This window comes from Asticcacaulis machinosus, from assembly GCF_028550435.1.
Lineage (GTDB): Bacteria > Pseudomonadota > Alphaproteobacteria > Caulobacterales > Caulobacteraceae > Asticcacaulis > Asticcacaulis machinosus.
Window position 1 is genome coordinate 257,527 of record NZ_JAQQKV010000002.1, and the last position, 25,031, is coordinate 282,557.

The window sequence follows — 25,031 nt, forward strand, 5'->3', positions numbered from 1 at the left end:
GGGGCCGTTCTTTTTGTCGCAGCAGAGTGATTAAAACTTGTAGCTCAGGCTCAAAGTCGCCGCGCGGGGCTGGCCCATGGTCAGGCGTGCACCGGAGTTGTTAAGCGTAGAAATATAGTCTTCGTCGAACAAATTATAGACATTCAGACGCAGAGCTACATCGCGGTTGAAATCATAAGCTGCCATAGCATCCACTACCCAGTAGGCCGGGATTTCCGGCACGTTTGACGTGGCAATTACAGCCGCAGGATCAACGACACGCTTTTGGTCAGACGTATAACGCGCGCCGCCGCCAATGGTCAGCTTAGGCAGAACCTTATAGGTCGTCCATACCGTGCCAGTCAGATCCGGGGACCACCGGGCAGCCGCCCCATTGGCGTTATTGCCGGTCGAACCATCGGTGATTTCGGTTTCCATGGTCGCAATGCCGGCCATGATGCTCCATTTGTCATTGATCTTGCCAACAGCGCTCAGCTCCAGGCCTTCGACAATACGTTTCCCAAACTGCACCACACGCACGGCAGACGACGGATCGGAATCGATAGCGATTTCGTTCTCATGCTCAGTGCGATAGTAGGCCGCCGTCAGCGACAGGTGCTCATTCAGCAAATCCCACTTCGTGCCGAGTTCGTAGTTGAAGGTCTCCTGCGGATCCATGTTTGGGTTAGCCGTAGAGGTAGCGCTTTCGCTAAGCGTAAAGTTCGCGCCACCCGGAGGGGTGACCGAATTGGCGATCGACGCATAGATCGAGCCGTTCGGCAGAGGCTTATAGACCGCACCGACGTTCCAGCTAAATACCGTATCATCACCTTCAATGTGCGCGGCCAGCTTGGTTCCTACGGGAATGGTTTGAACGGCAGGTGCGGTAACTCGCCCCTGAACGGTTATGATGTCGGTTTCAGTCGAGTAGGTATCTGAACGGAAGCCGGCATTGATCAACCACTGGTCATTGAGTTTAATGGTATCGAACGCATAAAGCGAAAGCGTTGTCGTGCTACCCTCAGTCATAGCGCCTGTGCGTAAGAGAGCGGGCAAAACAACATTGGCGTTCGGATTATAAAGATTGGCAGCGGGAATGACGGGAACATCAGCCACAGGCGTCGTGGCTAGAGACGTCGCCAGAGTCAGAGTTTTCTGACGCTCATACATAACTTCGGCACCGGCTGAGAGATCGTGCTCAAGCCCGCCCAAGGTGAAGGACGTGACGATGCTGGTCTGGTTAGCCAGGATTTCATTTTCCTGATCCACGCCCTGACGGCTGCGCGCCAGAGTCCATGTAGACGGATTGGTCAGGACAGCCCCGGAGTTTGCTGGATTGATACCGTTAATCCCCGTAAGGACACGATCCATAGAGGTTTTACCGTAACGTGCCGTGTTGGTGACGAAAGTGTTTTCGTTCAGGTCATGCTCAAACTTGACCGTAAGCATGTTGGCTTCGGTCTTTTCGAAATCATTGACCGAACCGTAGAAGTTTTCGCGATCAACCTTGGCACCGGCCCGGATCGTTGCATCGGCATTATAGAAGCCTTCCAGACCGATGCTGGGGATGCCGCCATCAGGGACATTGTCCTGCTTCACGTGCTGGGCAAAAGCATAAAGGCGGGTGCGGGTGCCCAGACCAAAGGCGATGGATGGCGCGATGCCGTAACCAGAATTGTTGACTTCATCACGGCCTGGAACGTCGTTGTCCTGAGAGAAAGCGTTCAGACGGAAAGCGATAGTGTCACCCAGCTTGTGGTTGACATCGACCGCGCCGCGCAGGCCACCTTCGGAGGTGAGGTTGGCCTGAAGCGAGGACGCGTCCTGCAAGGTCGGCAGTTTGGACACCAGATTGATGTAGCCCGAAGACGACCCCCGGCCACCATCTGAACCGGACGGCCCCTTGGCGACTTCGATCTGTTCGATGTTAAAGGTGTCACGGGTTACGGCCCCCAGATCGCGGATACCATCAAGGAACAGCGAAGACTGCGTCGAGAAGCCGCGCATCTGGAACGTATCGCCCGACGACGTATTGCCGTTTTCACCCAGTTGCATGGTGATGCCCGGCGTATTGCGCAGAGCTTCCATCAGGGTCGTGGCGCCCTGTTCCTGAATGATGTTCTTGGTGATGACGGTCACGGTCTTGGGCGTATCGACCAGGGCTTGCGTGAACTTAGGTGACGTCAGTTCAGACTTATACTTATCGACCGTTGCCGTAACCGTGACTTCTTTCAGGGTCTTTTCTTCCGCCGCCTGAGCGTGAGCGATGAGGGGCATGGCCGGAATAGCGACGGCGGCGACAGTGGCCAGGTAGCGATTGACGCTGTGTTTACGGCTGCGAATTTTGGTCATGGGTTTTGGTTATCCGTGCTTATAAAATATCGAGAAACTATCAACCGCACCCCGCAGTTAATAATCATTCGCAAGCTCGATTAAACCTAATCCCGCCTTTTGCAAGCGCAAAATGTCCAGTTTTTGACTTTCATTATCAACCTGTAAAAATTGTGGCAAAAAACCAACACATTTCATGGCTGACACAATGTGCACACAACGAAAAGGGCCGCCCATCGAAATTGAGCAGCCCTTTACATATTAGATATGTCGCGTTTACCTACTGCGGCATGACCTCAAGGGTGACCGAATAGGACATGCGCAGCGGAGCCGCCGGGCCGCGCTGGCCACCGCCCATGCCCCCGGCCTGACCGCCAGCCGCAGGGCCCGCAGCAGGTGCATCGTCATCATCTTCTTCAGGACGCGGCGGGAAGCTGGTGTTGACCCAGTAAGCCCCGGCCAGTTCCCACTTGATCGAAAACTCACCATTGGCATCGGTTTTCAGCACCTGATCCTTCAGCGCGCCGCGATAGCGCACGCCACCGGGAACGATCTTGATCGACAGGCCAGACGTTGGCTTGCCGTCAACCAGCACGCGGAATTTGGCGGCCTCCCCCAGCACCAGATCGGTCGTCGGTTGCAGGGGCAGAATCTCAAGGCCCTTACCAATAGCCTTGATGTCGGTCGGCGCGCCTGATGTCACAAAGGTTTCAACGCGGCCAAAGTTGCGCGATACGGTCAAGCCTTCGGCATTTGCCGGTACTTCCTTGGCGAAGGTTTCTTCGGTGCCGCGGAAGTTGACGTCCTGACCGTCCTTTTTGTAGCGCGCCATGACCGAATTATTGACCGAGGCGATGCGGTAGGTGCCGGGCTTCAAAAGCTTGACATCAAAGGTCGCGCGCAGCTTGCCCGTAGAGACATTCTCAGCCTCAACCGCCGCCCCATCAGGGCCGGTGATTTGCAGGCCAGTCAGGCGCATGGCGTTATGGTCGGCATAGAACAGGCCGTTCGAGGACGCCGCATCAACCGTCACATAGGTCGGACGCTGCGGATTGGTCGAGACCTCAACCTGCGTGGCCGATGGCAGCAGCCACTGGCTGTGAGCGACGGCGCTGACCGGGCCGAGTGCGGCCAGAAGTGCCAGCGAACTGATAAGACCTTTGGTGAATTTCATGTCGTTAAGGTTCCCGATGAAGACTAAGATTTCAGATTAAAGCGAATGGGTACATTGACCCATGACTCGACGGCCTGCCCGTTGCGACGGGCGGGGGTAAACTTCCAGGTCTTTACGGCCTGTCTGGCGGCACCATCCAGACGCATAGAGCCGCTGGAGGTCTTGATCTGCACCTCACCTACGCCACCATCGGCGCGCACCATAAGCCTCAGCCAGACGACGCCCTGCTCGCGCATCTGCACGGACTTGGGCGGATAGGGCGGGGCCGGATTACGTGATAAGGCCTGATCGACATCGACCTCGACAAATCGCTCTGCAGCCGGCGCGGGCGCGGGGGATGGCGGGGCAGCCACCGGTGCGGCGGCCACCGTCTTAGGGGCCTCCACCGCCGCCATGACCAGAGGGGCGACATCCGATACCACAGGGGTTTCAACGGTGCGGGCCTTAATGGGCGATGTACTGACCGGCTGGGGTGTGGGCGGCGTCGGCGCGGGTTTGGGCTTATCCGGCTGGATCTGCGGCAGGTACATCTCGACCAGCATCGCCTCATCAAGGGCTGCCTGAGCGGGTGTCGCGACAAAGCGCATGGTCACAAAATAAAGCCCGATACCGGCATGAACGGCGATAGATAAGGCTACGGCAATGGCTATTGGTGATACCCGCGTGGTCTTAGCCGCCGACGGCTTAAGAGCACGTCCCGTTTCAGGTTTCTTATTCGGCCTAACATCTGGCTTAATATTTGGCGCGAACGCCGCCTGCACACCCATGCCCACTACCCGCAATGATATCCGGCAGGCTGGGTAGCACCTATGCAAATAATTCGCAAGTGCATGGGCAGTAAAATTAACGGTCTCGTGCTGTTTTTACCGCGTCAAAACGCCCCCCCGAAGAGGCAGACAGCATCATCAGGCCTTGGAGACAGGCCCGCTCGATTCACGGATGACCAGCTCATGCGGCGTAAGGTAGGTACTGACAAAACCCGACTGCGTGCTTTGCTGATCCCAGGCGTCGACCAGATGCACGACCTTACGGGCCATCTCAAGGTACGGCTGAGCGATGGTCGTCAGTTGCGGCCAGACAGCGGAGGCAATGGGCGCATCATCAAAACCGACCACCGACAGGTCACCGGGTATGCTGAGGCCCCGGCGATGGGCGACCATAGCGACCGCCGCCGCCGTTTCATCATTGGCGGCAAAGATCGCGGTCGGCGGCTCCGGCAAGGACAACAGCGTCTCGGCGGCCTCAATACCCTTTTTGAACATGAAATCACCGCTGGCGAACAGTTCTGACTTAGGCCGCGGCAACCCTCTGGCGTCATAGGCTTCGATAACACCCGAACGGCGCAGGATCGAGGCCGAGTGATCAGGGTGGCCGGTGATATGGCCGATGCGGGTATGCCCCAGCGAGAACAGATATTCGATGATCTGACGCGCCGCCGCCCGGTCATCCATCACGACCGACGGAAAATGCGGGTCATGGACGGACGGCGCAATCAGCACAGCCCGCGCCCCACGTTCGCGCAGCAATTCTTTGAGTGGCGCAAAATCACAAAGAGTCGGCAGCAAGATCAGGTCTCGCACCCGACCTTCGGTCAGGAAGCGGTCCACCCGTGCCTTCCAGTCCGGCATAACGCCTTCAAACAGCTCAACCGTCATATATTTACCCGCTTCCATGCAAGCGGTCAGCAGCGCCTGATGAAAACGGCTCTGGTAACCGGAAGCCGGATCTTCCAGCAGCAGACCGATCGAGGAAAACCCGCCCAGCCGCAACTGCCGCGCCGACGCATTGGGGCTGTAGTCCAGCGCTTTCATGGCCGCCTGTACCTGCTCACGCGTCGCAGCCTTTACCCGATCCGGCTCATTCAGAACCCGCGATACGGTCTTGGCGGACACGCCGGCCAGTTTTGAGACATCATAGATAGTGGTCATGGTCAGTCAGATTTACGGCATATGGGCTTGAGGCTGGATTTTTGGGCAGAGTCGCCCGTTCCAACATTATTTATGATGCAGTGAAGCCACACAATTCGCGCAATGTCCAGCCATTTGGTCTCGCTTTATGACATCGATGACATTTGTTATTGACAAAAATGAGGCGTTTTGTGAAATCAGCAGCACTTCATGACGAAAACCATCCGTCGGAAGGTCAAAAAGCACGACAAAAGTGCTATGACAGGGAAGATATTTTATGAATTATTCAATTTATTCAATACAAATCCCACTTCCTGCGAAAATGTCCGCAAGACATGATAACGTTACCATAAAAAGACAAAAACTTTGCGGTCAAGACAAAAAAGGGTTCGTAAGGTCAGGTTTCAAACACATGCAGTCAGTTTAAACCGCGTTCGAGAACAACTTACAGGGACGAAACTATGACAATCCAAACACGAAACCCCCGCCCATACGGGCGAACCTTAAGCCGCAAGCTCAGTCTAGCGCTGGGGGCGGGCGTATCTGTTGCCGCACTCAGCCTGGCTTTATCGACCGCAGCCACAGCTCAGGACGCAGCCCCCGCCGCCGAAAGTGACATCGAAACCGTCGTCGTGACCGGCGTGCGCGCCTCGCAACTGAAATCCGTCGGCATTAAGCGCAAGGAAGTCGCCATCGTCGATGCGATCTCTTCCGAAGATATCGGCAAGCTGCCCGACACCACCATCGCCGATTCGGTTCAGCGTATTCCGGGCGTGCAGATCCGCCGTGACGCCGGCGAAGGCTCGACCGTCGATATCCGCGGCCTGTCGCAGGTCATCACCCTGATGAATGGTGAGCAGTATCTGTCGGCGGGCAATCTGGGTTCAGCCCAGCCCAACCTGCTGGATGTGCCGTCGCAACTCATGAACTCGGTCGTGGTCTATAAATCAACCGAGCCGACCAATGCCCTGTCGGGGATTTCCGGCACTATCGACCTGCAAACCCGCCGCCCGTTCCAGTTCGGCCAGGGCCTGACTCTGGCCGGTGCGGTTGAAGGACAGCGCGGCGAAATGAGCGAAGGCGATGACTATGTCGCCAATGTGCTGGGGTCATGGCGCAATGACAATATCGGTATAATGGCGTCGGTCGCCCAATCCAATGTCAATCTGGCCAACAACTTCTCCGGCGTCGTGGGTCTGGCCGGCAACAACGACTGGGGTGGCTCTGCACCGCAGAACTTCATTTCTCCGCACGGTTTTGAAAGCTTCAGCCGCACCAATGAGCGCAAGCGTCTGGGTGCCAGTCTGGCGTTCGAGGCCCGCTTTGGCGAAGGCTACACCTTTGTGGCCGAAGGTTTCTATGCCAAGCTTGAGGACTATAACCGCGCCATCGGTATCAATATCTCCAACCGCTGGGACGGGGCTGTGTTCGGCACCTGGTCGCAACCGGATGTGTTTGAAAACACCGGCCTGACCGGTGCCAATGGCCGCCCGTGGCTGACGGTCGATGAATATGACATCAATGCCCATTGGGTAAACTCATTTACCGTCAACCGCACCAATACGTCCGAGTCTTACAACTATAATCTGGAACTCAAATACGATAACGGCGGCAAGTTCACCTATGAGGCCCGCCTGATTTCGGCCGACGCCAACCGCCTTAGCATGAACGGTCAGGTGCAGGGCGACCTGTCGAACTGGCAATACGCACCGGGCCGGTTCAACCTGTTCCGCAATGCTGATGACCGCACGCGCGGCACATTCTACCCGAAGGAAATCTGCGACACGTTCGATGCCTCGCGCCGCTCGAACAGCGTCACCGGCAATCAGGGCGGCTGCTATATCAATCCGAACCCGCAAGGTTATGGCGAGAACCCGCAGCTTCACTACGACATCTCCGGCGAAAGCCCGGTCTGGTCAGGCTTTGATACCCCGATCACGGGTGGCTTAGGCGCGGGCAAGACGCTTAAGGACTACATGGCCAACCTCGGCTCCTATGCCGTGGGTGCGTTCTCGTCCGAAGGCAATAACGAAGCCGAATCGACGCTTCAGGTCGCCCGTTTTGACGCCCATTACACCTTTGATGAAAAGGCCTTTGGCCTGTTCACCAAGGTTGACGGCGGCATCCGGTCCTCCAAGCGCGATGTCTCGATCACCCAGTTCCACCTGTTCTCCGACTTCTATGCCGGCAAGCAAAACCAGAACGGTGTCGTCCAGAGCGCTGGCTGTGCGGCCCAGTGGAAAGCCATCGATGTGGTGATGGACAATCCGCGCTGCGCCCGCGGCGAAATGGTGCCGTCAGCCACCAACCCCAGCGTCATGGTGTTCCAGCCCTATACGGTCAACCGTCCGACCCGTCTTGATCAGTACAATAACCCGATCTTTGTCACCGACCTCGGCGGCATTACGTCAGGCATCCCCGGCTTCTGGGCCGCTGATCCGCGTGACTTTGATGACGCGGCTTCGTTCATGAAGCGCGTCTTCGGCGGGGCCAACCGCGTCATCGTGCCGGGTCAGTCCTATGATGTCGATCTGACTGAAAACTCCGCCTATCTGGCCGGTGATTTTGAGGTCGGTGAAAAGATCCGCGGTAATGTTGGCGTGCGCGTCATCAATACCAAGATCGATGTCCGTCAGAACGTCACCGATCCGACCCAGTATCCGTATGGCGACACCAACGAAGACATCGGTGATGTCTACGACCAGAACCGCTATACGGACGTTCTGCCGTCGTTTAACATGATCTATGACTATTCGGACAAGCTGCGCTTCCGGTTCGCTGCGGCCAAGACCATGCAGCCGCTCGATCTCGGCTCCTACGGCGGCGGCCTGAAGATCAACACCGCCGACAATGGCTCCGGTGGTCGTATTGTTACCAGCGCTGAACGCAGCGGCAACCCTGGCCTCAACCCGTGGCGCGCCAAAAACTTCGACGCCGCCGCCGAATACTATCTCGGCCGGGCGTCAATGGTGAACGTGGCCCTGTTCTATATCGACATCGAAAGCTTCGTCACCGGCGGCTCGACCACCGGCCAGTTCCCGAACCCGGACGGTTCACCATCTTATGATGTACCGGTGTCGCTCAACATTCAGGGCGACGGCGGCAAGGTACAGGGCGTTGAAATCGGCGGCAAGTTTGCCTTCGATGACTTCCTTGACGGCGGCATTTTGTCGAACTTCGGGGTGGATACCAACTACACCTTCTCACCGTCGACGGAAAACCGTCGCGGGATTGATGGTGACAAGTTGCCGTTCGTCAATAACTCAGAGCATCAGTACAATCTGGTCGGCTGGTATCAGGACGAAAAGTTCCAGTTCCGTGTCGCCTATAACTACCGCTCCGACCGCGTGCAGGGTCTGGCGCGTCTGTCGAACGACGACATCCCGACCTATCAGGAAGAAACGTCCTACGTCGATATCAACGCGACCTATGACATCAATCCGAAGCTGTCGCTGTATCTCAACGGCTCCAACATCACCGGCGAGATCGAGAGCTATTATTACCAGTTCGCTGAGGGCAAGACCCAGTTTGCCTATCAAAACGAGTATGAGCCCCGCATCACCCTCGGCGTTCGCGCCAAGTGGTAAAGGGCTCTTCGATTTAGGATACGGTTATCTCGTAGTCCTAAGCCTTGGTGCGGCGCTTACGGCGTCGCGCCATCCTTCCCAACTGAACTGCGAAAGGGAGCCTCCCTCCCTTTTCGCAGCTTTTTGGGCCGCTTTTTATAGCCACTTTTTTGAGTTGATCCGCGCTGCAGTTGCGCCCATCCTCACCCCAAAATATAATCATCAGGAAACGCGTTATGGATAAGGCCATCAGCACCATTGTCATTGCCGGTGCCGGGACGGCGGGCTGGATGACGGCGGCCGCGCTTTCCAGACATTTCCAGAATACGCCGGTCAAAATCCGGCTGGTCGCGGCCTCAGAGATCGGCACCATTGGCGTCGGCGAGGCGACCATTCCGACCATCCGCACCTTTACCCAAAGCCTCGGCCTTGATGAAATGGAGATGATCCGCGCGACCCGCGCCACCATCAAACTGGCCATCGCCTTTAAGCACTGGAACCGGAAAGGCACGACCTTTTTTCACCCGTTTGGTGGTTACGGCGAAGACTTCGGCGACGTGGCATTTTTGCAGGTTTTAAGCCGCCTGCGGGCTGAAGGGCAGACGGCTGATCTGGATGACTATTGCCTAGGGGCCGCACTCGCCAAGGCTGGAAAATTCGCCATGCCGGCCGGACAGGCGCCGTTTTACGGTGCGTTCTTTGACTGGGCCTATCATCTGGATGCCGGACTTTATGCCGACTATCTGCGCACCTTTGCGATGGGTCTGGGGGTCGAGCATATCGATGCCCGCATTGACGCCGTTAATCTTGACCCCGACACAGGCCATATCCGGTCGCTAGGCCTCAACACCGGCACTACAGTCGAGGGCGATCTGTTTATTGACTGCACCGGTTTTCAGGCCCTGCTGATCGGTAAGGCGTTGGGCATAGGATACGAAGACTATGGCCAGTGGCTGTTCTGTGACCGCGCCTATGCGGTGCAGTCGGAAACCACCGGCCCGTCGCCCGCCCCCTATACCGAAGTCACCGCCCGTGACGCCGGCTGGCAGTGGGGTATCCCTCTGCAACACCGGCGCGGCAACGGCTATGTCTATGCCTCGAACTTCACTGACGATGAGACGGCGCTTAAGACCCTCACCGCCAATGTGCCGGGCAAGATGCTGTTTGAACCGCGTCAGATCAAATTCCGCCCCGGCAGGCGCACTCAGGCCTGGGCCAAGAACTGCGTGGCGATTGGCCTGTCGTCAGGCTTTCTGGAACCGCTGGAATCGACCTCCATCGCCCTCATTCAGACCGGCATAGAAAAGCTGAAACAACTGTTTCCGGATAAGGGTTTTCACCCTGCGTTGACCAATGAATACAACGACATGTCCCGCCGCGAATTTGAGCGGGTACGCGATTTTATCATCCTGCACTATTACGCCTCGGATCGCGACGACACCGCGTTCTGGCGGGCATGCAAGACGGTTCCTCTGCCCGACACCCTGCGCCATAAGATCGAGCTTTATAAGGCTCGCGGCCATTTTGTGCGCTATCGTTGGGAGATGTTCCACCCGCAAAGCTGGCTGGCGATTTATGATGGTTTCGGCTGGCGCCCGCAGGCCTATGATCCGGCCACTGATGGTTTAAAGCGCGACGATATGATCGAGGCCTGCAAACAAATGGCCGATTTTATCACGACCACCGTCGCCAAGGCCCCGTCTCATCAGGACTATCTCGACTACTGCAATCGTATGGCCCCGCCATCCAAAGTGAGCGCGTAACATGACTGACAATGCCATTAAAAAAATCGTCATAGTGGGCGGCGGCACCGCCGGATGGATGTGCGCGGCAATTCTGGGGCACTATCTGCCGAAGGAACGATTTGAAATCGCGCTCGTCGAATCCGAGCAGATCGGCACCATCGGGGTCGGAGAATCGACCGTGCCGCCGATCCTGGAACTGCTGCGCAATCTGAACATCAACGAACAGGACTTCATTCAGGCCACCCAAGGCTCATTCAAGCTCGGCATCCGCTTTGATGACTGGCACCAAAAGGGCGAGCAATATTTCCATCCGTTCGGAAATATCGGTGGGCCGGTCAGGGCGTCAAATGGTACAGCGCTTGATTTCTATCAGCTCTGGCTGCGCGCCAAACAGGCAGGCCATCCGTCCGGCCTTCAGGACTTTGCCCCCGCCGCGGTTATGGCCCATGCCGGTAAGTTCATGCTGCCGCAAAAGGCGCGCAATACCCCTATCGGTTCGGCGTCCATGTCGCTGCATATCGATGCCTCTCTGGCGGCCAAATTTCTGCGCGGCCATGCCGAGGCCAACGGTGTAATCCGTCATGAAGGCATTGTCGGTCAGGTCCATCAGCATGACACCGGCTTTATCCGCAGTGTCGAGCTTAAGGACGGGCGTGAGATCGCTGGTGATTTCTTTCTGGATTGTACCGGCTTTCGCGCCCTGCTGATCGGGCAGACGCTGAAAACCGGCTTTATCGACTGGTCCGATGAATTGCTGTGCGACCGCGCCGTGGCGGTGCAGACCGAAAATATTAACCCGCCCCATCCCTATACCTATGCGCAGGCGCAAAATGCCGGCTGGCGCTGGCGCATCCCGCTGCAACATCGCGCCGGCAATGGCTATGTCTTTTCGTCAAAGCACATTTCCGACGATGAGGCAGTGTCCTCCCTGATGGCGCAGGTTGAGGGCGAGGCCGTCACCAAACCGATGATCATCCCGTTCAAAACCGGGATGCGCGCGGAACTGTGGTCGAAAAACTGCGTCTCGGTCGGGCTGGCCTCAGGCTTTATCGAGCCACTGGAATCGACCGCTATTCACCTGATCTACCGGGCGATGGATTTTCTGCTGCGCTATTTTCCAGAGCGCGACTGCGATCCGGTTCTTATCCGTGAATATAACCGGCGTATGGCCACGGACTATACTGAGATCAAGGATTTCGTTGTCCTGCACTATTGCACGACGATGCGCGACGATACGCCGTTCTGGCGCGATGTGAAAAACGCCCCAGTGCCACAGACCCTGATGGAAAAGCTGGAACTGTTCCGCCTCAATGGCACCCTGCGCGAAGGGGTGGACGAGCTTTTCCGCGCCCCGTCCTGGCAATCGGTTATGGAAGGCATGGGGGTCAGGCCTCGCGCCTACCTCCCGCAAGCGGATCAGATCAGCCAGAGTGATCTGGAGGCAACCCTTGCTGCCGTGTCAAAGCAGTTACCGGCCTTTGTCGACACCCTGCCCACGCATGGTGAGTTTCTGCGCACCCACTGCCCGGCCCATCCGCCCAAATTGGTTGTGGCGTAGGCCATTTATACCTGCTATAGGATACCTCATCCCAAAGTCATATTACCCTTCCGTGTCGCCTGCGACCGGCTGAGATTGTACGCCTAAAGTGTACCTGTGCTGTAACGCCTGTGCCCACTCTCATCGCGTACCGTCCGGAGGGTTTTCATCATGACCGATAGTCTGAAATCTATGTCTAAATCTTCGCGCCGCACCGTGTTGATGGGCGGCACCGGCCTGATCGCCGCAACCAGCCTAGTCGGGGCCAGCCTGAGTGGCATCGCTGCGGCCCAATCCTCAACATCCAAACCGTCAGGAGCCAAATCCATGTCCACCAGCTACGTCAAAACCAAAGACGGCGTCGAAATCTTCTACAAAGACTGGGGCCCAAAGTCCGCTCAGCCGATCGTCTTCCATCATGGCTGGCCTCTGTCCGGGGATGACTGGGACGCCCAGATGCTGTTTTTCATGCACAAAGGCTTTCGTGTCATCGCTCATGACCGCCGCGGCCACGGCCGCTCCACCCAGGTCGGGGATGGTCACGATATGGACCATTACGCGGCGGATGTCTCGGCTGTGGTCGAGCATCTGGATCTGAAAAACGCCGTCCATGTCGGCCACTCCACCGGCGGCGGCGAAGCCCTGCACTATGTCGCCAAGTACGGCCAGCCCCAGGGCCGCACCGCCAAGCTGGTGCTGATCGGGGCAGTACCTCCGATCATGGTCAAGACGCCCGCTAATCCGGGCGGTTTGCCGATCGAAGTGTTTGACGGCTTCCGCAAGGCTTTGGCCGACAACCGCGCTCAGTTCTATCTCGATGTCGCCAGCGGGCCGTTCTATGGCTATAACCGTCCGGGTGCCGCCGCGTCTCAGGGCATTATCCAGAACTGGTGGCGGCAGGGCATGATGGGCGGCGCCAAGGCCCATTACGATGGCATCAAGGCGTTTTCGGAAACCGACTTTACCGAAGACCTCAAATTCGTCGATGTGCCGACCTTTGTCATGCACGGCGATGACGACCAGATCGTGCCGATTGCCGATTCCGCCCTGTTGTCGGCTAAGCTGCTGAAAAAAGGTACGCTCAAGGTCTATGAAAAGTTTGGCCACGGCATGTGCACCACCAATGCCGATGTCATCAATGCTGATCTGCTGGCGTTCATCAAAGGCTAAGCGCATTTAAAACCACACCCAGCCGCGCAGGTTCCCCTCTGCGCGGCTATTTTTTTCCACTACTTTTTTCTTTGGGTCGCCAGCACATTTCGGATCGAAAAGCTGGAGTGAATACGCTGCACGCCCGGCAGCTTAGACAGCACGTCGTTATGGATGCGCTCAAACTCATGAGCATTGTCGACATCGACCCGCAGCAGATAATCGGAATCTCCGGTCATCAAAAGACATTCGCGAATTTCCGGATGGCGGCGCACGGCACTTTCAAACCGTGAGAACGAGGCTTCGGTCTGTTTCTCCAGCGAAATGCGAATGATGACCGCGATCCCATCCTCGCCCAGACTATCGCCCACCAGCGCCGTGTAGCCGCGGATCACGCCGGATTGCTCAAGGATATTGATCCGCCGCAGGCAGGCCGAAGGTGACAAACCTACCGCCTTGGCCAGCGCCGCATTACTCATGCGGGCATTTTCCCTCAGATGACGGAGAATATTGCGATCAATCGCATCGAGAGCCTGCATCACAAAAACTCCACAATATTCGCAGATTATTTCAATATCCTGCTTAATTACGCATTTTCAGCGATAAAACAATCTGACATTCACCGATCATTGCCCTATCCTTACATCAGAAACCAAGTTCTGCCGGGCGATTGATGAGCCATCCCATTTCACAAACCCTGTCATCAGGCGCCGGAGGGTGCCTTCGCATAGACCTGCCTGCACTGGCGGATAATTACGCGCGCCTGAAGCAGCAAGCCCCGAACGCTGTGGCCGGTGCCGTGGTCAAGGCCAATGCCTATGGGCTTGGTGTCATTCCCGTTACGCAAACTCTATATGCCGCCGGATGCCGCGATTTCTTTGTGGCGCTGGCCCGTGAAGCGTTCGAATTGCGCCCACACCTGCCCACCGATGCGAAGCTTTATATTCTGAACGGCCTGCCAGCGGGGGCCGAAGGGCCTTGCGCCGCTCAGGATATTATTCCCGTTTTGAACTCGACGGAACAGATTACCCGCTGGGCCGAGCAGGCCCGTATTGAGGGCCGCACCCTGCCGTGCGCACTGCAGGTCGATACCGGCATGTCGCGCTTGGGTCTGTCGCCGGATGAGTTGGATGCCTTTCTGGCAAACCCGCCCAAGGGCTTCGACATCCGCCTGCTGATGAGCCATCTGGCCTGCGCCGATGAGCCGGACAATCCCGCTAACAGCTATCAACTCAAGGCCATGCAGCGGGCGATGGACCGCTTTCCAAATGTACCGGTAAGCTTTGCCAATTCCGGCGGGATTTTCCTGAACCCAGCCTATCATCATGACCTGATCCGCCCCGGTATTGCGCTTTATGGCGGCGCGCCCCATGACGGAAAACCCAACCCTATGAAGCCGGTCATCCGGCTCGATATCGCCGTCACCCAGACCCGCACCGTGCCTGCGGGCGCTCACATCGGTTATGGCGGCACTTTTGTATCTGATCGCGAAATGCGGCTGGCGACCCTGTCGGCCGGGTATGCCGACGGCCTGCCAAGGGCCTTGAGCAATCGCGGCGCGGCCTGGTTTGACGGCGTGCGCCTGCCGATCGTGGGCCGCGTCTCGATGGATAGCATTATTATCGACATCTCCGCCCTGAAACCGGACGCGGTACAGGCCGGCAGCTTTGTCGAACTGATCGGCCCGCATCAGTCGGTCGATGATCTGGCGCGCGATGCCGAGACCATTTCCTATGAAATCCTGACCCAGTTGGGGTCGCGCTATCATCGTCATTATATTCCGGTGAAACCATGAAAGTCGTTATCTTAGGCGCCGGTGTTATCGGCGTGACCTCGGCCTGGTATCTGGCCAAGGCCGGGCATGAGGTCACCGTCATCGACCGGCAATCCGGCCCGGCGCTTGAGACCTCCTTTGCCAATGCCGGTGAGATATCGCCGGGCTATTCCTCGCCGTGGGCGGCCCCCGGCATCCCGCAAAAAGCGCTGAAATGGCTGTTCATGAAGCGCGCCCCGCTGATCATTCAGCCGATGTTCGATATCGACACCCTGAAATGGATGGGGGCCATGTATCTGAATTGCAGCTACGATGCCTATCATACCAACAAAGGCCGGATGGTGCGCATTGCCGACTACAGCCGCGACTGCCTGATCGCGCTGCGCGGGGAAACCGGGATCGACTATGACCACCGCGAACTGGGCACCTTGCAGGTCTTTCGTACGCAGAAACAGATGGACGGGGTGGGCAAGGACACTGAGGTTCTCACTGAGGGCGGGGTGCCGTTTGAAGTGCTTGATCCCGCCGGATGTGCACGGATTGAGCCGGGGATTGATACCGCGAAAATCGTCGGGGGCTTACGTCTGCCGCAGGATGAAACCGGCGATTGTTTTATCTTTACCAATGCCTTAGCGACACGCTGTGAAGCTCTGGGGGTGAAGTTCGTCTTTGACACGCCTATGACGGGCCTGCGGCGTGAGGGTGCGCGGATCGTGGCACTTGAAACGTCCAAGGGCGACTATGAGGCTGATGCCTTTGTGTGCGCGCTCGGAAGCTACACACCGGCGTTTTTGAAGCCGCTGGGCCTTGATGTGCCGGTCTATCCGGTCAAGGGCTATTCGATCACCGTGCCGATCGTCAATGAGGCCCGCGCGCCCATGTCAACCGTGATGGATGAGACCTATAAGATCGCCATCACCCGTCTGGGGTCACGCATCCGGGTCGGCGGCATGGCCGAAATTGCCGGATTTTCCAAGGAATTGCCCGCCACACGCCAGGAGACGTTGACCTTTTCGGTTGAAGACCTGTTCGGTGGGGCAGGTGATCAGTCTCAGGCCAAATTCTGGTCAGGTTTGCGCCCCATGACGCCGGACGGCACGCCGGTAATCGGGGCGACACGCTATGCCAACCTGTGGCTCAATACCGGCCACGGCACGCTCGGCTGGACCATGTCGTGCGGTTCCGGGCGGGTACTGGCCGATCTGATCAGCGGCGTGAAGCCTGAGATCGAAACGCGAGATTTAAATCTTAGCCGCTACGGCTAAGCTTTAAGCTCTGACGACACTTTCCAAATATTGAGCCCGCCATCGACGGCGTGGGTGTCAATCTGCGCCAGTTCATCGGCGCTGAAATCGAGGCGATCAAGGGCCTTCAGCGAGTCTGATAATTGCTCGACATTACGCGCCCCGATCAGGGCCGAAGTCACGCGCGCATCACGCAGCACCCAGGCAATCGCCATCTGGGCCAGCGATTGTCCACGGCTTTGGGCAATGGCATCCAGTTGGCGGATACGCTCAAGATTTTCCGGTGTAATCAACCCTTGCCGGAACGATCCGGCCTTGGCCGCGCGGGCATCAGCGGGCACACCGTTCAAATATTTGCGCGTGAGAAAACCCTGCGCCAGCGGCGAAAAGGCGATGCAGCCCGTGCCGATATCCGCTAGCGTATCGAGCAGTCCCTCTTCGATCCAGCGGTTGAGCATGGAATAGGACGGCTGATGGATCAGCAGCGGCACATTCTCCGCCGCCAATATCGCCGCGGCCTTACGGGTCAGTTCCGGCGAATAGGAGGAAATCCCGACATAGAGTGCCTTACCTTGCTGGTGCAGGCTGATCAGGGCGCCCATCGTCTCTTCCAACGGCGTGTCCGGATCGACGCGGTGCGAATAAAAGATATCGACGTAATCGAGGCCCATGCGCTTAAGGCTCTGGTCGCACGACGCGATCAGGTACTTGCGCGACCCGCCGATGCCGCCGTAAGGCCCCGGCCACATGTCCCAGCCGGCCTTGGTTGAGACCACCATCTCATCACGATAGGGTTTGAAATCGGACGCCATGACCTTGCCGAAGTTTTCCTCGGCCGATCCCGGTGGCGGGCCATAGTTGTTGGCCAGATCGAAATGGGTAATGCCCGCATCAAAGGCATGGCGCAACACGGCACGACCGGTCTCGAACACATCCGTACCCCCGAAATTCTGCCACAGACCCAAAGATATGGCGGGCAGCCTCAAACCTGAGCGCCCGCAGCGGCGGTAAGGCATGTTGTCATAACGCTGAGCGGCGGGGGTGTAGGTCATTGATCGTCCTCTGCTGAGATTATTTTCGTCACGCGCCGATCCTCATCAAGCTTAAGCACCAGATCGGCCCGCGCAGGCATTTCGCTCAGGATATGCCTAGTCAGGCGCTCATAGGCAAGGACGAAGGTGGCGACCGCTTCGTCGCTCATGACGTGTTCGCCGGTGCGCCCTTCTCTTGCCAGTTTTTGTTTCAGGTCATGCTCCTGCTCGGTGCGCCAGCGCGTCACCACCTCAAAATCGGGCGCGGTCAGCAGCACCAACCGGTCGATATAGCCAAACAGGCGCGCATAGCTGCCCATCAGCGCCTGATTTACATAGCGCCGCCAGATACCGTCCGGATCATGTTCAGCCTCAAAATCATTCACCGGATCAATCAGGTCATCATAGCTTTGCGCCACAGCCCCGACGCACCAGCCTTCAAACATCACGACATCGACCGGCCCGGTCACCGGCGTCCATTTATCGGTCGGCAGGGGCTGATCGGCAGCCTTATCAAAACGCGGCAACAGGGTCGCGCGACCGGCTTTCAGGTTCTCCATCAGCCGCTCACCCAAAGGCGCATCATGGGTCATCGGCACACCGCGGGTGATAAACAAGGGATGGTAGCGGGCGGCAATATCGGCCCGTCTTTGGCGCGACAAATAGAGGTCATCCAGCGACAGTACCGCCGCCCTCACCCCCTCGCCTTCCAGCCGTTGCCGCACGGCCTCCGTAAGGGTCGATTTGCCGCAACCTTGCGCGCCGCAGATACCGACAATCAGTGGCTTAGCCGCATCGGCACGCCACGTCTGCAACGCTGAATAGACGGTATCGGCGGCCTTGGTCATGGGTTTGCCTTAAGATGTCTGACCGATAATATTATGATCATATCGCAAGCTTATCCCCGCCCCTGCAAAACAGCAAGCCAACCCAGCCCTGTAACAGCATACAGCATTATTATAAACGGCTCATTTTTTACTTATTAACTGAAGACCATCATAATAAAATCTGAAACAGGAGCTTTCAGACGTCATTATGAGCCATAGTAGTGTTCTGGTTCTAAATCCAAACCGGGCTGAGGGGCAGTATATTGCGACCATGCTGGATGACCAGAAATGGCCCGCTATCGTCAGCTTTGATACAGCCCGCGCCTTTGACCTGATGCAGTCCGAACGCTTCAAGCTTTTGATGTTTGAAGCCAATATCGACGGGGTCAACCTGATCGACCGGATTGATGAGATCAGGCGGCTGGCCCCCTCTACACCGCTGCTGATCGTGACTCATGACCAGTGGGGCCCCAAGGCGCTGGAGGCCCAGATCGCTGGCGCCAAAGCCGCCGGGGCGGAGTTTACCCTGACCAAACCGTTCAGCAAGGATCAGCTAAAAACCATCCTGGATGAGACAGCCAGCTATCACCGCGCGCGGCGCACTGAGCATCACATACTGGTCATCGAAGACGATGAATTGTTGCGTACCAAGGTCACGCTGGTGCTGCGTCAGGTCGGCTATACGGTCTCCGAAGCCGTCAATATGGAAGATGCCTTTTTCGACCATAATCTGAGCCTTCTGGACATGGTCATCACCTCGATCCTGATCCCCGGCATTGGCGGTATCGCCGGTATCGGCCAGATCCGCAAGGACTGGCCCCACGTCAAGGTGATCGCTATGTCGCAGGATGCCAACTCCAAAATCAGCGCCCTGCATGTGCTGGCCGCCGCCGAAGTCGCCGGCGCCAATGCTATTTTGCCCAAGCCTTTTGCCATACCGGATTTTCTGAAAATGGTCGCTTCGGTCTTAAAAACAGGCTCGGCGAAAGGATAAGGTAAAATATTAAATTCTATGGGTTATTTATAACCCCTGAAGGGCTGGCCTATTTCAATCTTACATCCCGGCACGCCAATTTAACCATTGGGAATTTACCAACGCTGCAGGTGCCGCAATGACAGATATGCAGATCGGCTGGATCGTAGCCATGGCCACCGGCGCCCTGATCGGGGCTATAGCGGGACTGATTACAATCTTGATCAAAGCTAACAGCAAGCTGTGGTTTAACGTGGTGTTGGGCGTATTCGGCGCCATCATGAGCTACACCGCTGGCTTCCTGCTGGGCATGGGCGGAGGCACCCTCAGCGCGGTTGTTATTGGTACGGCGGGTTCGGCTACCTTTTTAATGGGGCATCACCTGCTTCAAAACCGCCGTATCTGGGCGAAATGGTAGTAGTTCAGTGCGCGGTGGCTTTTAGCCCTATGATGGCCACCAGCAGCATGGCCAGAAACAGAATCCGCAATGGGGTTACGGCTTCCTGAAACAGGAAAATGCCCAATATCGCCGCCCCTAAAGCCCCGATCCCGACCCAGACCGCATAGGCCGTGCCGATTGGTAAAACGTCCGCCGCCTTGGCCAGCAGATACATGCTCAAGGCCAGCGTGATCAGGGTAAAGGCTGAGGGAATGGGTTTTGTGAAGCCCTCTGTGTACTTGAGACCAATAGCCCAGCACACCTCCAGAAGCCCAGCTATAATCAGATAAATCCACGGCAAAGACATTTGCGCATCCTTTCAAAGGTTGAAACAATGCGTCGTCTTGTCTTTCAGTATTTGGGTACTGCGCAGCAAGGCTACCGGGTACGGCGCGTCTCGTCCGGTGGGGGTTATATAACCACACGCCGCCTATGAGTAAAGACCGCGACTTGCCCTTAAGGCAGTCTGGTCAGACCGCATTGGGTAGGATAAGCCTTGTCCAAAAGGAGTTCCCCATGCACCCCTACCTTACGCTAATAGGCGCGATTATTGCCGAAGTGATCGCGACCTCGGCGCTTCAGGCCTCCCAGCAATTTACCAAACCGCTCTACAGCACCATAGTGTGCATAGGTTATGGTGCGGCTTTTTACCTGATGTCGCTGACCTTGAAGTCACTGCCGGTCGGCATTGTCTATGCGGTCTGGAGCGGATTGGGGATCGTGCTGATATCCCTCGTGGGCTGGCTGGCGTTCAAGCAAAAACTCGACCCGCCCGCCGTTATCGGCATCGCGCTGATCATCTCAGGCGTTGTGGTCATGCAGGTCTTTTCCAAGTCGGCGCACCACGCATGAGCAAGCCGTTTTTAGTCCGCAATATCAACCTCTACCCGCCGCTGCTGGGGGCCGGGATCAAGGTTACGCGCATGAGCGCAGACTATACCGAGATCGATGTTGCCATGAAGCTGACCTGGTGGAACCGCAACATTGTCGGCACCCAATTCGGCGGCTCGCTCTATGCCATGACCGATCCGTTTTTCATGCTGATGCTTATGATGCAACTGGGTAAGGACTATATCGTCTGGGACAAGGCGGCGTCGATCCGTTTTGTCCGACCAGGCCGGGGCCGGGTGCGTGCCCTGTTTCGCCTGAACCACGCGGACGCCATGCAGATCCGCGACATGGCCGACCTCAACGGCAAGACCGAGCCGGTGCTAAAAGTCGATATCCTCGACGACGACGGTCAGATCGTCGCCGAGGTCGATAAGACGCTTTACGTGCGCCGGAAGGCCCCTAAACCTTGACGGCCTCCCGCAATGATTTCGCCGCCGCCACCATATTGACCAGAGCGGGTTTGACTTCCTCCCATTTGCGGGTTTTCAGGCCGCAATCGGGATTAATCCACAGTTGCACATCATCCAAACGCTGACGCGCCAGAGACATCAGCTCGGTCATCTCACTCACCTCCGGCACGCGCGGGGAGTGGATGTCATAGACGCCCGGCCCGATCTCATTCGGGTACTTTTTCGATTTGAAGACATCAAGCAGTTCCATCTTGGAGCGCGAGGTCTCGATCGAGATGACATCAGCATCCATCTCTGCAACCGCGTCCATGATGTCGTTGAACTCCGAATAGCACATATGGGTGTGAATCTGAGTGTCATTGGACACGCCGGTCGAACATAGCCGAAACGCCTCTACCGCCCAGTCGAGATAGACCTGCCAGTCCGCGCGCCGCAGCGGCAGACCTTCGCGCAGAGCGGCCTCATCGATCTGGATCATCTTAGTACCTGCGTTTTCAAGATCAGACACCTCATCGCGGATGGCCAGCGCAATCTGACGGCAGCTTTCGGCGCGTGGTTGATCATCACGTACAAACGACCAGTTAAGGATGGTCACCGGCCCGGTCAGCATCCCCTTGACCGGCTTATCGGTCAGCGACTGCGCATATTGCCACCACGCTACCGTCATCGGCTTGGGGCGGGAGACATCGCCAAACAGTACCGGCGGGCGCACGCAGCGCGAGCCGTAAGACTGCACCCAGGCGTGTTTTGTGAAGGCAAAGCCGGATAACTGTTCGCCGAAATACTGCACCATGTCGTTGCGCTCGAACTCACCGTGGACCAGCACATCAAGCCCGATCTCTTCCTGCCAGCGGATGGCGCGTTCGGTCTCGGTTTTCAGAAAGGCATCATAATGCGCATCATCAATGGCACCTTTGGCGTGATCTGAACGGGCCTTGCGCACCTCAGAGGTTTGCGGAAATGATCCGATGGTCGTGGTCGGAAAGGCCGGCAGGTTAAACGCCTGACGTTGCAGATCGGCGCGAATGGCAAAGGCATTTTTGCGCTGGGCCTGATCGGGTGTCACGGCCGAAAGACGGGCCTTAACCGCGGCATCATGGACCTTGGGCGAGGCGGCACGGGCCGACGCGGCGTCAGCGGAGGCGGTCAGTTCAGCCGCGACATCCGCACCCGACAGCGCTTTAGACAGCACCGACAATTCGTCCATTTTTTGCAGCGAAAAGGCCAGCCAGGATTTCACATCGGCATCAAGTGCCGTCTCCAGATTAAGGTCGATCGGCACATGCAGCAGCGAGCAGGACGGCGCAATCTGAAGATTTCCGCGACCGTCGATCCCTTTCAGTCGTTCAAGCACGGCGGGCAAATTGGCGCGCCAGATATTGCGCCCATCGATAACGCCCAGCGACAGAAGCAAGTCTTTCGGGGCCTTGGCCAGCACGATTTCCAATTGTTCCGGTGCGCGCACCAGATCGACATGCAGGCCTGCAACCGGTAGATTTACCGCCGTATCCAGATTATCGCCCAAGCCACCGAAATAACTGGCCAGCAGGATGCTGATCTGCGGCACCTCTTTGGCGAATACGGCATAGGCCTTTTGCAGCGCCGCCGTCGTCTCAGAGTCACCATCCAGAACTAGCACCGGTTCATCGATTTGCACCCAATCGGCCCCGGCATCGGACAGTTTTTTCAGCACCTCGACATAGACCGGGATTAGCCGATCAATCAACAACAGGGGGTTAGCCACGCCCTTGCCCAGCTTAAGATAGGTTACCGGCCCGACCAGAACCGGACGGGTATGATAGCCCAGCGCCTTGGCCTCTAAAAATTCCTCAACGGCTTTCAGTGAGGTCAGTTTGAAGGTCTGATCCTCGTTAAATTCGGGCACCATGTAATGATAGTTTGTGTCGAACCACTTGGTCATTTCCTGCGCCAGGACACCTTGGCCCGTGGCGTGCACATGGCCATGTTCGCAGGTCTCGACATGACCTTTTTGTGCCCCTCTGGCCATCGCAAAATAGGTATCAAGATCAGCCGCCTCGCCATAGATCGCCGGAATGGCCCCCACCATCAGGCTGGTGTCCAGCACCTGATCATAGAAGGAAAAATCATTCGACGGGATGATATCGACCCCACGCGCCTTTTGCCGCGCCCAGTTGACGGCGCGCAAATCTTTGGCGGTTTGAAGGAGAGTTAGTTGATCGGACTTACCCGACCAGTAGGATTCGAGGGCGAATTTCAGTTCGCGCTTAAGGCCGATACGCGGGGTGCCTAATGTGGCGACGGGGATAAGGGATGACACGGTAACCTCTGTGCTGTGAGCGTAAGGTTCTGGCCATGCGTCTGCGCGCCCGGCGCTTGCGGGTGAAAGACGCACCGCCTGAGCCCTCCGCTCCGGGTGAATATGAGGTCGCTGGCAGGTCTCCTGGCTCACGGGTCAGGGCTTAAGTCCGCCTTCTCAGGGGATAACCCCCAATGGCTTTCGGATATCGGCTCACCGTTCACAGTTGCGGGGGCAGCGCCGGAGTTGAACCGGCTTCCCTCTTAGCCGCGCCGGTTTGGCAACCGGCGCAGAACCACGACAGGCACAGCTATAGAGTTCACAAATTCAAGAGTCAATAAAGATATAAACATATCTTTATATGATTATATCAATCTCAAATTTCGATTAACCGTGCACGCGCTTTATGTGTCAGTAAAGATCGCGACGATAGCGTCCGTCAGCCAGAGCCTGAATTACCCAGGCATCGCCCATGATCGTACGCAGGGCCTTATCGACCCCCTGCCCCATCGACAGCCCGCCGCAGACCATGACCGCGCCATTGTCCGCCAGATAGGCGCGGATACGATCGGGTGCTGCGGCGATGGCATCCTGTACATAGATGCGTTTACCACTATCGGGCCGCGAAAAACATAGGGTCAGGTCGCTTAACTCACCGGCCTGCACACGCGCCGTCAAGGCCTTACACAGGGCGCCATCGCGGATCGGGTGGCGCTCACCATAAACGACCCAGTTGGCCTTACGGCCCGACAACACCCGCGCATCGATATGGGCATTGAGCCCCGCCAGACCCGAGCCCGCCGCGATCAGCAGCAGCGGCCCGTCACCCTCAGGGGTATGGAAATTCTTATGGGATTTTGTGCGTAACAGAACCGTCTGATCCACACCCAGATCATGGGTCAACAGCCCCGATCCCAGACCGCGTGAACCATCATCCTTGATCACTTCGCGCACATAAAGCTCGACCACACCCTGTGTCGGCAAAGACGCCAGCGAATAGTCGCGGACATGGCCATCCACCGTCATGATCTCGGCCAGATCACCCGCCTGCCAGTCAGGCAATATACCGCTCTGCGGCTCAAGCACCACGCGGTAAAGCTTTGAGGCGTCACTATCGGGGTTAAGGCATTCTCGCGCTTTCAGTTGCCACGCACCGTAAGCCGCCTTCGGATCAAACGCCTCCGATTTGGCCCCCAGATCCGACAGGTTTTCATACCACCTGTTCAGCGCCGCCGGATCAAGATCATCAACCTCGATCACCTCAAAATAGGGTTTGGCCCCACTGGCTCGCAGCCAGTCATGCAGCCTGCGACCGAACGCACAAAAATCGGCGTAAGACTTATCGCCTAGCGCCAGCACCGCATAGTCAAGGTGACTAAGAACCGCGCCATCGCTCATGACTTTGGCCTCGAACCCCAGCACACTGTCCGGCGCATCGCCATCACCGGTCGTCGACGCCACACACAGGACGTGTTGAGCGCTCTCCAGATCACTTAGCTTCAGGTCGGCCATATCGACAATACGCGCTGACTGCCCGCCATCGACCAACCGCTTCAAGGTCGCCGTCGCAATCTCTTCGGCTTGTCCGGTCTGGGAGGCGTAAACCACCAGCCACGGCGTCGCCCCCGCTGCCGCCTCACGCTTAAGCCGCGCTTTTTTCTGCTCGCCCGCCCAGATCACCGCGCACATGATCAGATAGAGTGCGGTTGAGCCCAGCACCCAGGCCCATGTGACCGGATCGCCCTGCACCTCGGCTATGATCTGCGACAGTCCCAT

At 57.3% G+C, this 25,031-nt stretch carries 20 protein-coding genes and 2 riboswitches; of the genes, 10 read left to right on the plus strand and 10 right to left on the minus strand.

Going from position 1 to position 25,031, the window contains the following annotated elements:
• Positions 1 to 30: 30 nt before the first annotated feature.
• From PQU98_RS09625 to PQU98_RS09640, 4 genes are all read right to left on the minus strand, one after another.
• Complete coding sequence (locus PQU98_RS09625) at positions 31 to 2,331, minus strand: catecholate siderophore receptor Fiu (RefSeq protein ID WP_272744729.1); 2,301 nt, start codon at positions 2,329 to 2,331, stop codon at positions 31 to 33.
• Between the two features lie 259 nt (positions 2,332 to 2,590).
• On the minus strand, positions 2,591 to 3,484 hold the full coding sequence (locus PQU98_RS09630) for a DUF4198 domain-containing protein (protein WP_272744730.1): 894 nt from the start codon (positions 3,482 to 3,484) through the stop codon (positions 2,591 to 2,593).
• Positions 3,485 to 3,507: 23 nt separating this feature from the next.
• On the minus strand, positions 3,508 to 4,251 hold the full coding sequence (locus PQU98_RS09635; protein WP_272744731.1) for an energy transducer TonB: 744 nt from the start codon (positions 4,249 to 4,251) through the stop codon (positions 3,508 to 3,510).
• A 138-nt stretch (positions 4,252 to 4,389) separates the two neighbouring features.
• Complete coding sequence (locus PQU98_RS09640; protein ID WP_272744732.1) at positions 4,390 to 5,412, minus strand: LacI family DNA-binding transcriptional regulator; 1,023 nt, start codon at positions 5,410 to 5,412, stop codon at positions 4,390 to 4,392.
• Between the two features lie 440 nt (positions 5,413 to 5,852).
• Between PQU98_RS09640 and PQU98_RS09645 the strand changes: the two genes are divergently transcribed.
• The 4 genes from PQU98_RS09645 (at position 5,853) to PQU98_RS09660 (ending at position 13,409) form a co-directional block, all read left to right on the plus strand.
• On the plus strand, positions 5,853 to 8,978 hold the full coding sequence (locus tag PQU98_RS09645) for a TonB-dependent receptor (RefSeq protein ID WP_272744733.1): 3,126 nt from the start codon (positions 5,853 to 5,855) through the stop codon (positions 8,976 to 8,978).
• A 215-nt stretch (positions 8,979 to 9,193) separates the two neighbouring features.
• Entirely contained in the window at positions 9,194 to 10,720 is a 1,527-nt protein-coding gene (locus tag PQU98_RS09650; RefSeq protein ID WP_272744734.1) for a tryptophan halogenase family protein, read from the plus strand.
• A gap of 1 nt (position 10,721) precedes the next feature.
• A complete protein-coding gene (locus PQU98_RS09655) occupies positions 10,722 to 12,260 on the plus strand; it encodes a tryptophan halogenase family protein (RefSeq protein ID WP_272744735.1) in 1,539 nt (512 codons plus the stop codon).
• Between the two features lie 306 nt (positions 12,261 to 12,566).
• Entirely contained in the window at positions 12,567 to 13,409 is an 843-nt protein-coding gene (locus PQU98_RS09660; protein ID WP_272745486.1) for an alpha/beta fold hydrolase, read from the plus strand.
• A 59-nt stretch (positions 13,410 to 13,468) separates the two neighbouring features.
• On the opposite strand, the gene PQU98_RS09665 is transcribed toward PQU98_RS09660, so the two are convergent.
• Positions 13,469 to 13,927 (minus strand): Lrp/AsnC family transcriptional regulator, encoded by a 459-nt coding sequence (locus tag PQU98_RS09665; protein WP_272744736.1) that lies wholly within the window; start codon positions 13,925 to 13,927, stop codon positions 13,469 to 13,471.
• A gap of 134 nt (positions 13,928 to 14,061) precedes the next feature.
• Here PQU98_RS09665 and alr point away from each other — a divergent pair, with 134 nt between their 5' ends.
• Positions 14,062 to 15,183, plus strand: a complete 1,122-nt coding sequence (gene alr, locus PQU98_RS09670) for an alanine racemase (protein ID WP_272744737.1) — start codon at positions 14,062 to 14,064, stop codon at positions 15,181 to 15,183.
• Positions 15,180 to 16,427: a D-amino acid dehydrogenase gene (locus PQU98_RS09675; RefSeq protein WP_272744738.1), complete on the plus strand. Its 1,248-nt coding sequence runs from the start codon at positions 15,180 to 15,182 to the stop codon at positions 16,425 to 16,427. Before alr ends, PQU98_RS09675 begins: the two co-directional genes overlap by 4 nt.
• Here PQU98_RS09675 and mgrA read toward each other — a convergent pair.
• On the minus strand, positions 16,424 to 17,458 hold the full coding sequence (gene mgrA, locus PQU98_RS09680; RefSeq protein WP_303649535.1) for an L-glyceraldehyde 3-phosphate reductase: 1,035 nt from the start codon (positions 17,456 to 17,458) through the stop codon (positions 16,424 to 16,426). The two genes, PQU98_RS09675 and mgrA, sit on opposite strands and share 4 nt — an antisense overlap.
• Entirely contained in the window at positions 17,455 to 18,285 is an 831-nt protein-coding gene (locus tag PQU98_RS09685) for a kinase (RefSeq protein WP_272744739.1), read from the minus strand. The genes mgrA and PQU98_RS09685 overlap by 4 nt, the downstream gene beginning before the upstream one ends.
• Before the next feature lie 187 nt (positions 18,286 to 18,472).
• Here PQU98_RS09685 and PQU98_RS09690 point away from each other — a divergent pair, with 187 nt between their 5' ends.
• Together PQU98_RS09690 and PQU98_RS09695 are read left to right on the plus strand one after the other, a co-directional pair.
• Complete coding sequence (locus PQU98_RS09690; protein ID WP_272744740.1) at positions 18,473 to 19,258, plus strand: response regulator; 786 nt, start codon at positions 18,473 to 18,475, stop codon at positions 19,256 to 19,258.
• 118 nt (positions 19,259 to 19,376) lie between these two features.
• On the plus strand, positions 19,377 to 19,655 hold the full coding sequence (locus PQU98_RS09695) for a hypothetical protein (RefSeq protein ID WP_272744741.1): 279 nt from the start codon (positions 19,377 to 19,379) through the stop codon (positions 19,653 to 19,655).
• Between the two features lie 4 nt (positions 19,656 to 19,659).
• Here the strand turns inward: PQU98_RS09695 and PQU98_RS09700 are convergent, their stop codons facing one another.
• Positions 19,660 to 19,983 carry a DMT family transporter gene (locus tag PQU98_RS09700; RefSeq protein WP_303649536.1) on the minus strand — a complete coding sequence of 108 codons (324 nt, stop codon included), beginning with the start codon at positions 19,981 to 19,983 and terminating at the stop codon, positions 19,660 to 19,662.
• Between the two features lie 26 nt (positions 19,984 to 20,009).
• Positions 20,010 to 20,104, minus strand: a riboswitch (guanidine-III (ykkC-III) riboswitch).
• Positions 20,105 to 20,192: 88 nt separating this feature from the next.
• Between PQU98_RS09700 and PQU98_RS09705 the strand changes: the two genes are divergently transcribed.
• Both PQU98_RS09705 and PQU98_RS09710 read left to right on the plus strand, forming a co-directional pair.
• On the plus strand, positions 20,193 to 20,528 hold the full coding sequence (locus tag PQU98_RS09705) for a DMT family transporter (protein WP_272744742.1): 336 nt from the start codon (positions 20,193 to 20,195) through the stop codon (positions 20,526 to 20,528).
• The gene (locus PQU98_RS09710) at positions 20,525 to 20,977 is read left to right on the plus strand and encodes a DUF4442 domain-containing protein (protein WP_272744743.1); all 453 of its coding nucleotides are present in this window, start codon (positions 20,525 to 20,527) and stop codon (positions 20,975 to 20,977) included. The genes PQU98_RS09705 and PQU98_RS09710 overlap by 4 nt, the downstream gene beginning before the upstream one ends.
• Here PQU98_RS09710 and metE read toward each other — a convergent pair.
• On the minus strand, positions 20,967 to 23,276 hold the full coding sequence (metE, locus tag PQU98_RS09715) for a 5-methyltetrahydropteroyltriglutamate--homocysteine S-methyltransferase (RefSeq protein WP_272744744.1): 2,310 nt from the start codon (positions 23,274 to 23,276) through the stop codon (positions 20,967 to 20,969). The genes PQU98_RS09710 and metE overlap by 11 nt on opposite strands.
• 96 nt (positions 23,277 to 23,372) lie before the next feature.
• Positions 23,373 to 23,570, minus strand: a riboswitch (cobalamin riboswitch).
• 96 nt (positions 23,571 to 23,666) lie between these two features.
• Positions 23,667 to 25,031, minus strand: a complete 1,365-nt coding sequence (locus tag PQU98_RS09720; RefSeq protein ID WP_272744745.1) for an NADPH cytochrome P450 oxidoreductase family protein — start codon at positions 25,029 to 25,031, stop codon at positions 23,667 to 23,669.

Excerpts from the sequence above, each read along its gene's own strand:
- PQU98_RS09650 (WP_272744734.1), top strand. The coding sequence starts at position 9,194 with ATGGATAAGGCCATCAGCACCATTGTCATTGCCGGTGCCGGGACGGCG.
- PQU98_RS09705 (WP_272744742.1), top strand. The coding sequence starts at position 20,193 with ATGCACCCCTACCTTACGCTAATAGGCGCGATTATTGCCGAAGTGATC.
- PQU98_RS09700 (WP_303649536.1), bottom strand. The coding sequence starts at position 19,983 with ATGTCTTTGCCGTGGATTTATCTGATTATAGCTGGGCTTCTGGAGGTG.
- PQU98_RS09635 (WP_272744731.1), bottom strand. The coding sequence starts at position 4,251 with ATGGGTGTGCAGGCGGCGTTCGCGCCAAATATTAAGCCAGATGTTAGG.
- PQU98_RS09630 (WP_272744730.1), bottom strand. The coding sequence starts at position 3,484 with ATGAAATTCACCAAAGGTCTTATCAGTTCGCTGGCACTTCTGGCCGCA.
- PQU98_RS09665 (WP_272744736.1), bottom strand. The coding sequence starts at position 13,927 with ATGCAGGCTCTCGATGCGATTGATCGCAATATTCTCCGTCATCTGAGG.
- PQU98_RS09660 (WP_272745486.1), top strand. The coding sequence starts at position 12,567 with ATGTCCACCAGCTACGTCAAAACCAAAGACGGCGTCGAAATCTTCTAC.
- PQU98_RS09695 (WP_272744741.1), top strand. The coding sequence starts at position 19,377 with ATGACAGATATGCAGATCGGCTGGATCGTAGCCATGGCCACCGGCGCC.
- PQU98_RS09655 (WP_272744735.1), top strand. The coding sequence starts at position 10,722 with ATGACTGACAATGCCATTAAAAAAATCGTCATAGTGGGCGGCGGCACC.
- mgrA (WP_303649535.1), bottom strand. The coding sequence starts at position 17,458 with ATGACCTACACCCCCGCCGCTCAGCGTTATGACAACATGCCTTACCGC.
- PQU98_RS09625 (WP_272744729.1), bottom strand. The coding sequence starts at position 2,331 with ATGACCAAAATTCGCAGCCGTAAACACAGCGTCAATCGCTACCTGGCC.
- PQU98_RS09645 (WP_272744733.1), top strand. The coding sequence starts at position 5,853 with ATGACAATCCAAACACGAAACCCCCGCCCATACGGGCGAACCTTAAGC.
- PQU98_RS09690 (WP_272744740.1), top strand. The coding sequence starts at position 18,473 with ATGAGCCATAGTAGTGTTCTGGTTCTAAATCCAAACCGGGCTGAGGGG.
- PQU98_RS09640 (WP_272744732.1), bottom strand. The coding sequence starts at position 5,412 with ATGACCACTATCTATGATGTCTCAAAACTGGCCGGCGTGTCCGCCAAG.
- PQU98_RS09675 (WP_272744738.1), top strand. The coding sequence starts at position 15,180 with ATGAAAGTCGTTATCTTAGGCGCCGGTGTTATCGGCGTGACCTCGGCC.
- PQU98_RS09685 (WP_272744739.1), bottom strand. The coding sequence starts at position 18,285 with ATGACCAAGGCCGCCGATACCGTCTATTCAGCGTTGCAGACGTGGCGT.
- PQU98_RS09720 (WP_272744745.1), bottom strand. The coding sequence starts at position 25,031 with ATGGGACTGTCGCAGATCATAGCCGAGGTGCAGGGCGATCCGGTCACA.
- alr (WP_272744737.1), top strand. The coding sequence starts at position 14,062 with ATGAGCCATCCCATTTCACAAACCCTGTCATCAGGCGCCGGAGGGTGC.
- PQU98_RS09710 (WP_272744743.1), top strand. The coding sequence starts at position 20,525 with ATGAGCAAGCCGTTTTTAGTCCGCAATATCAACCTCTACCCGCCGCTG.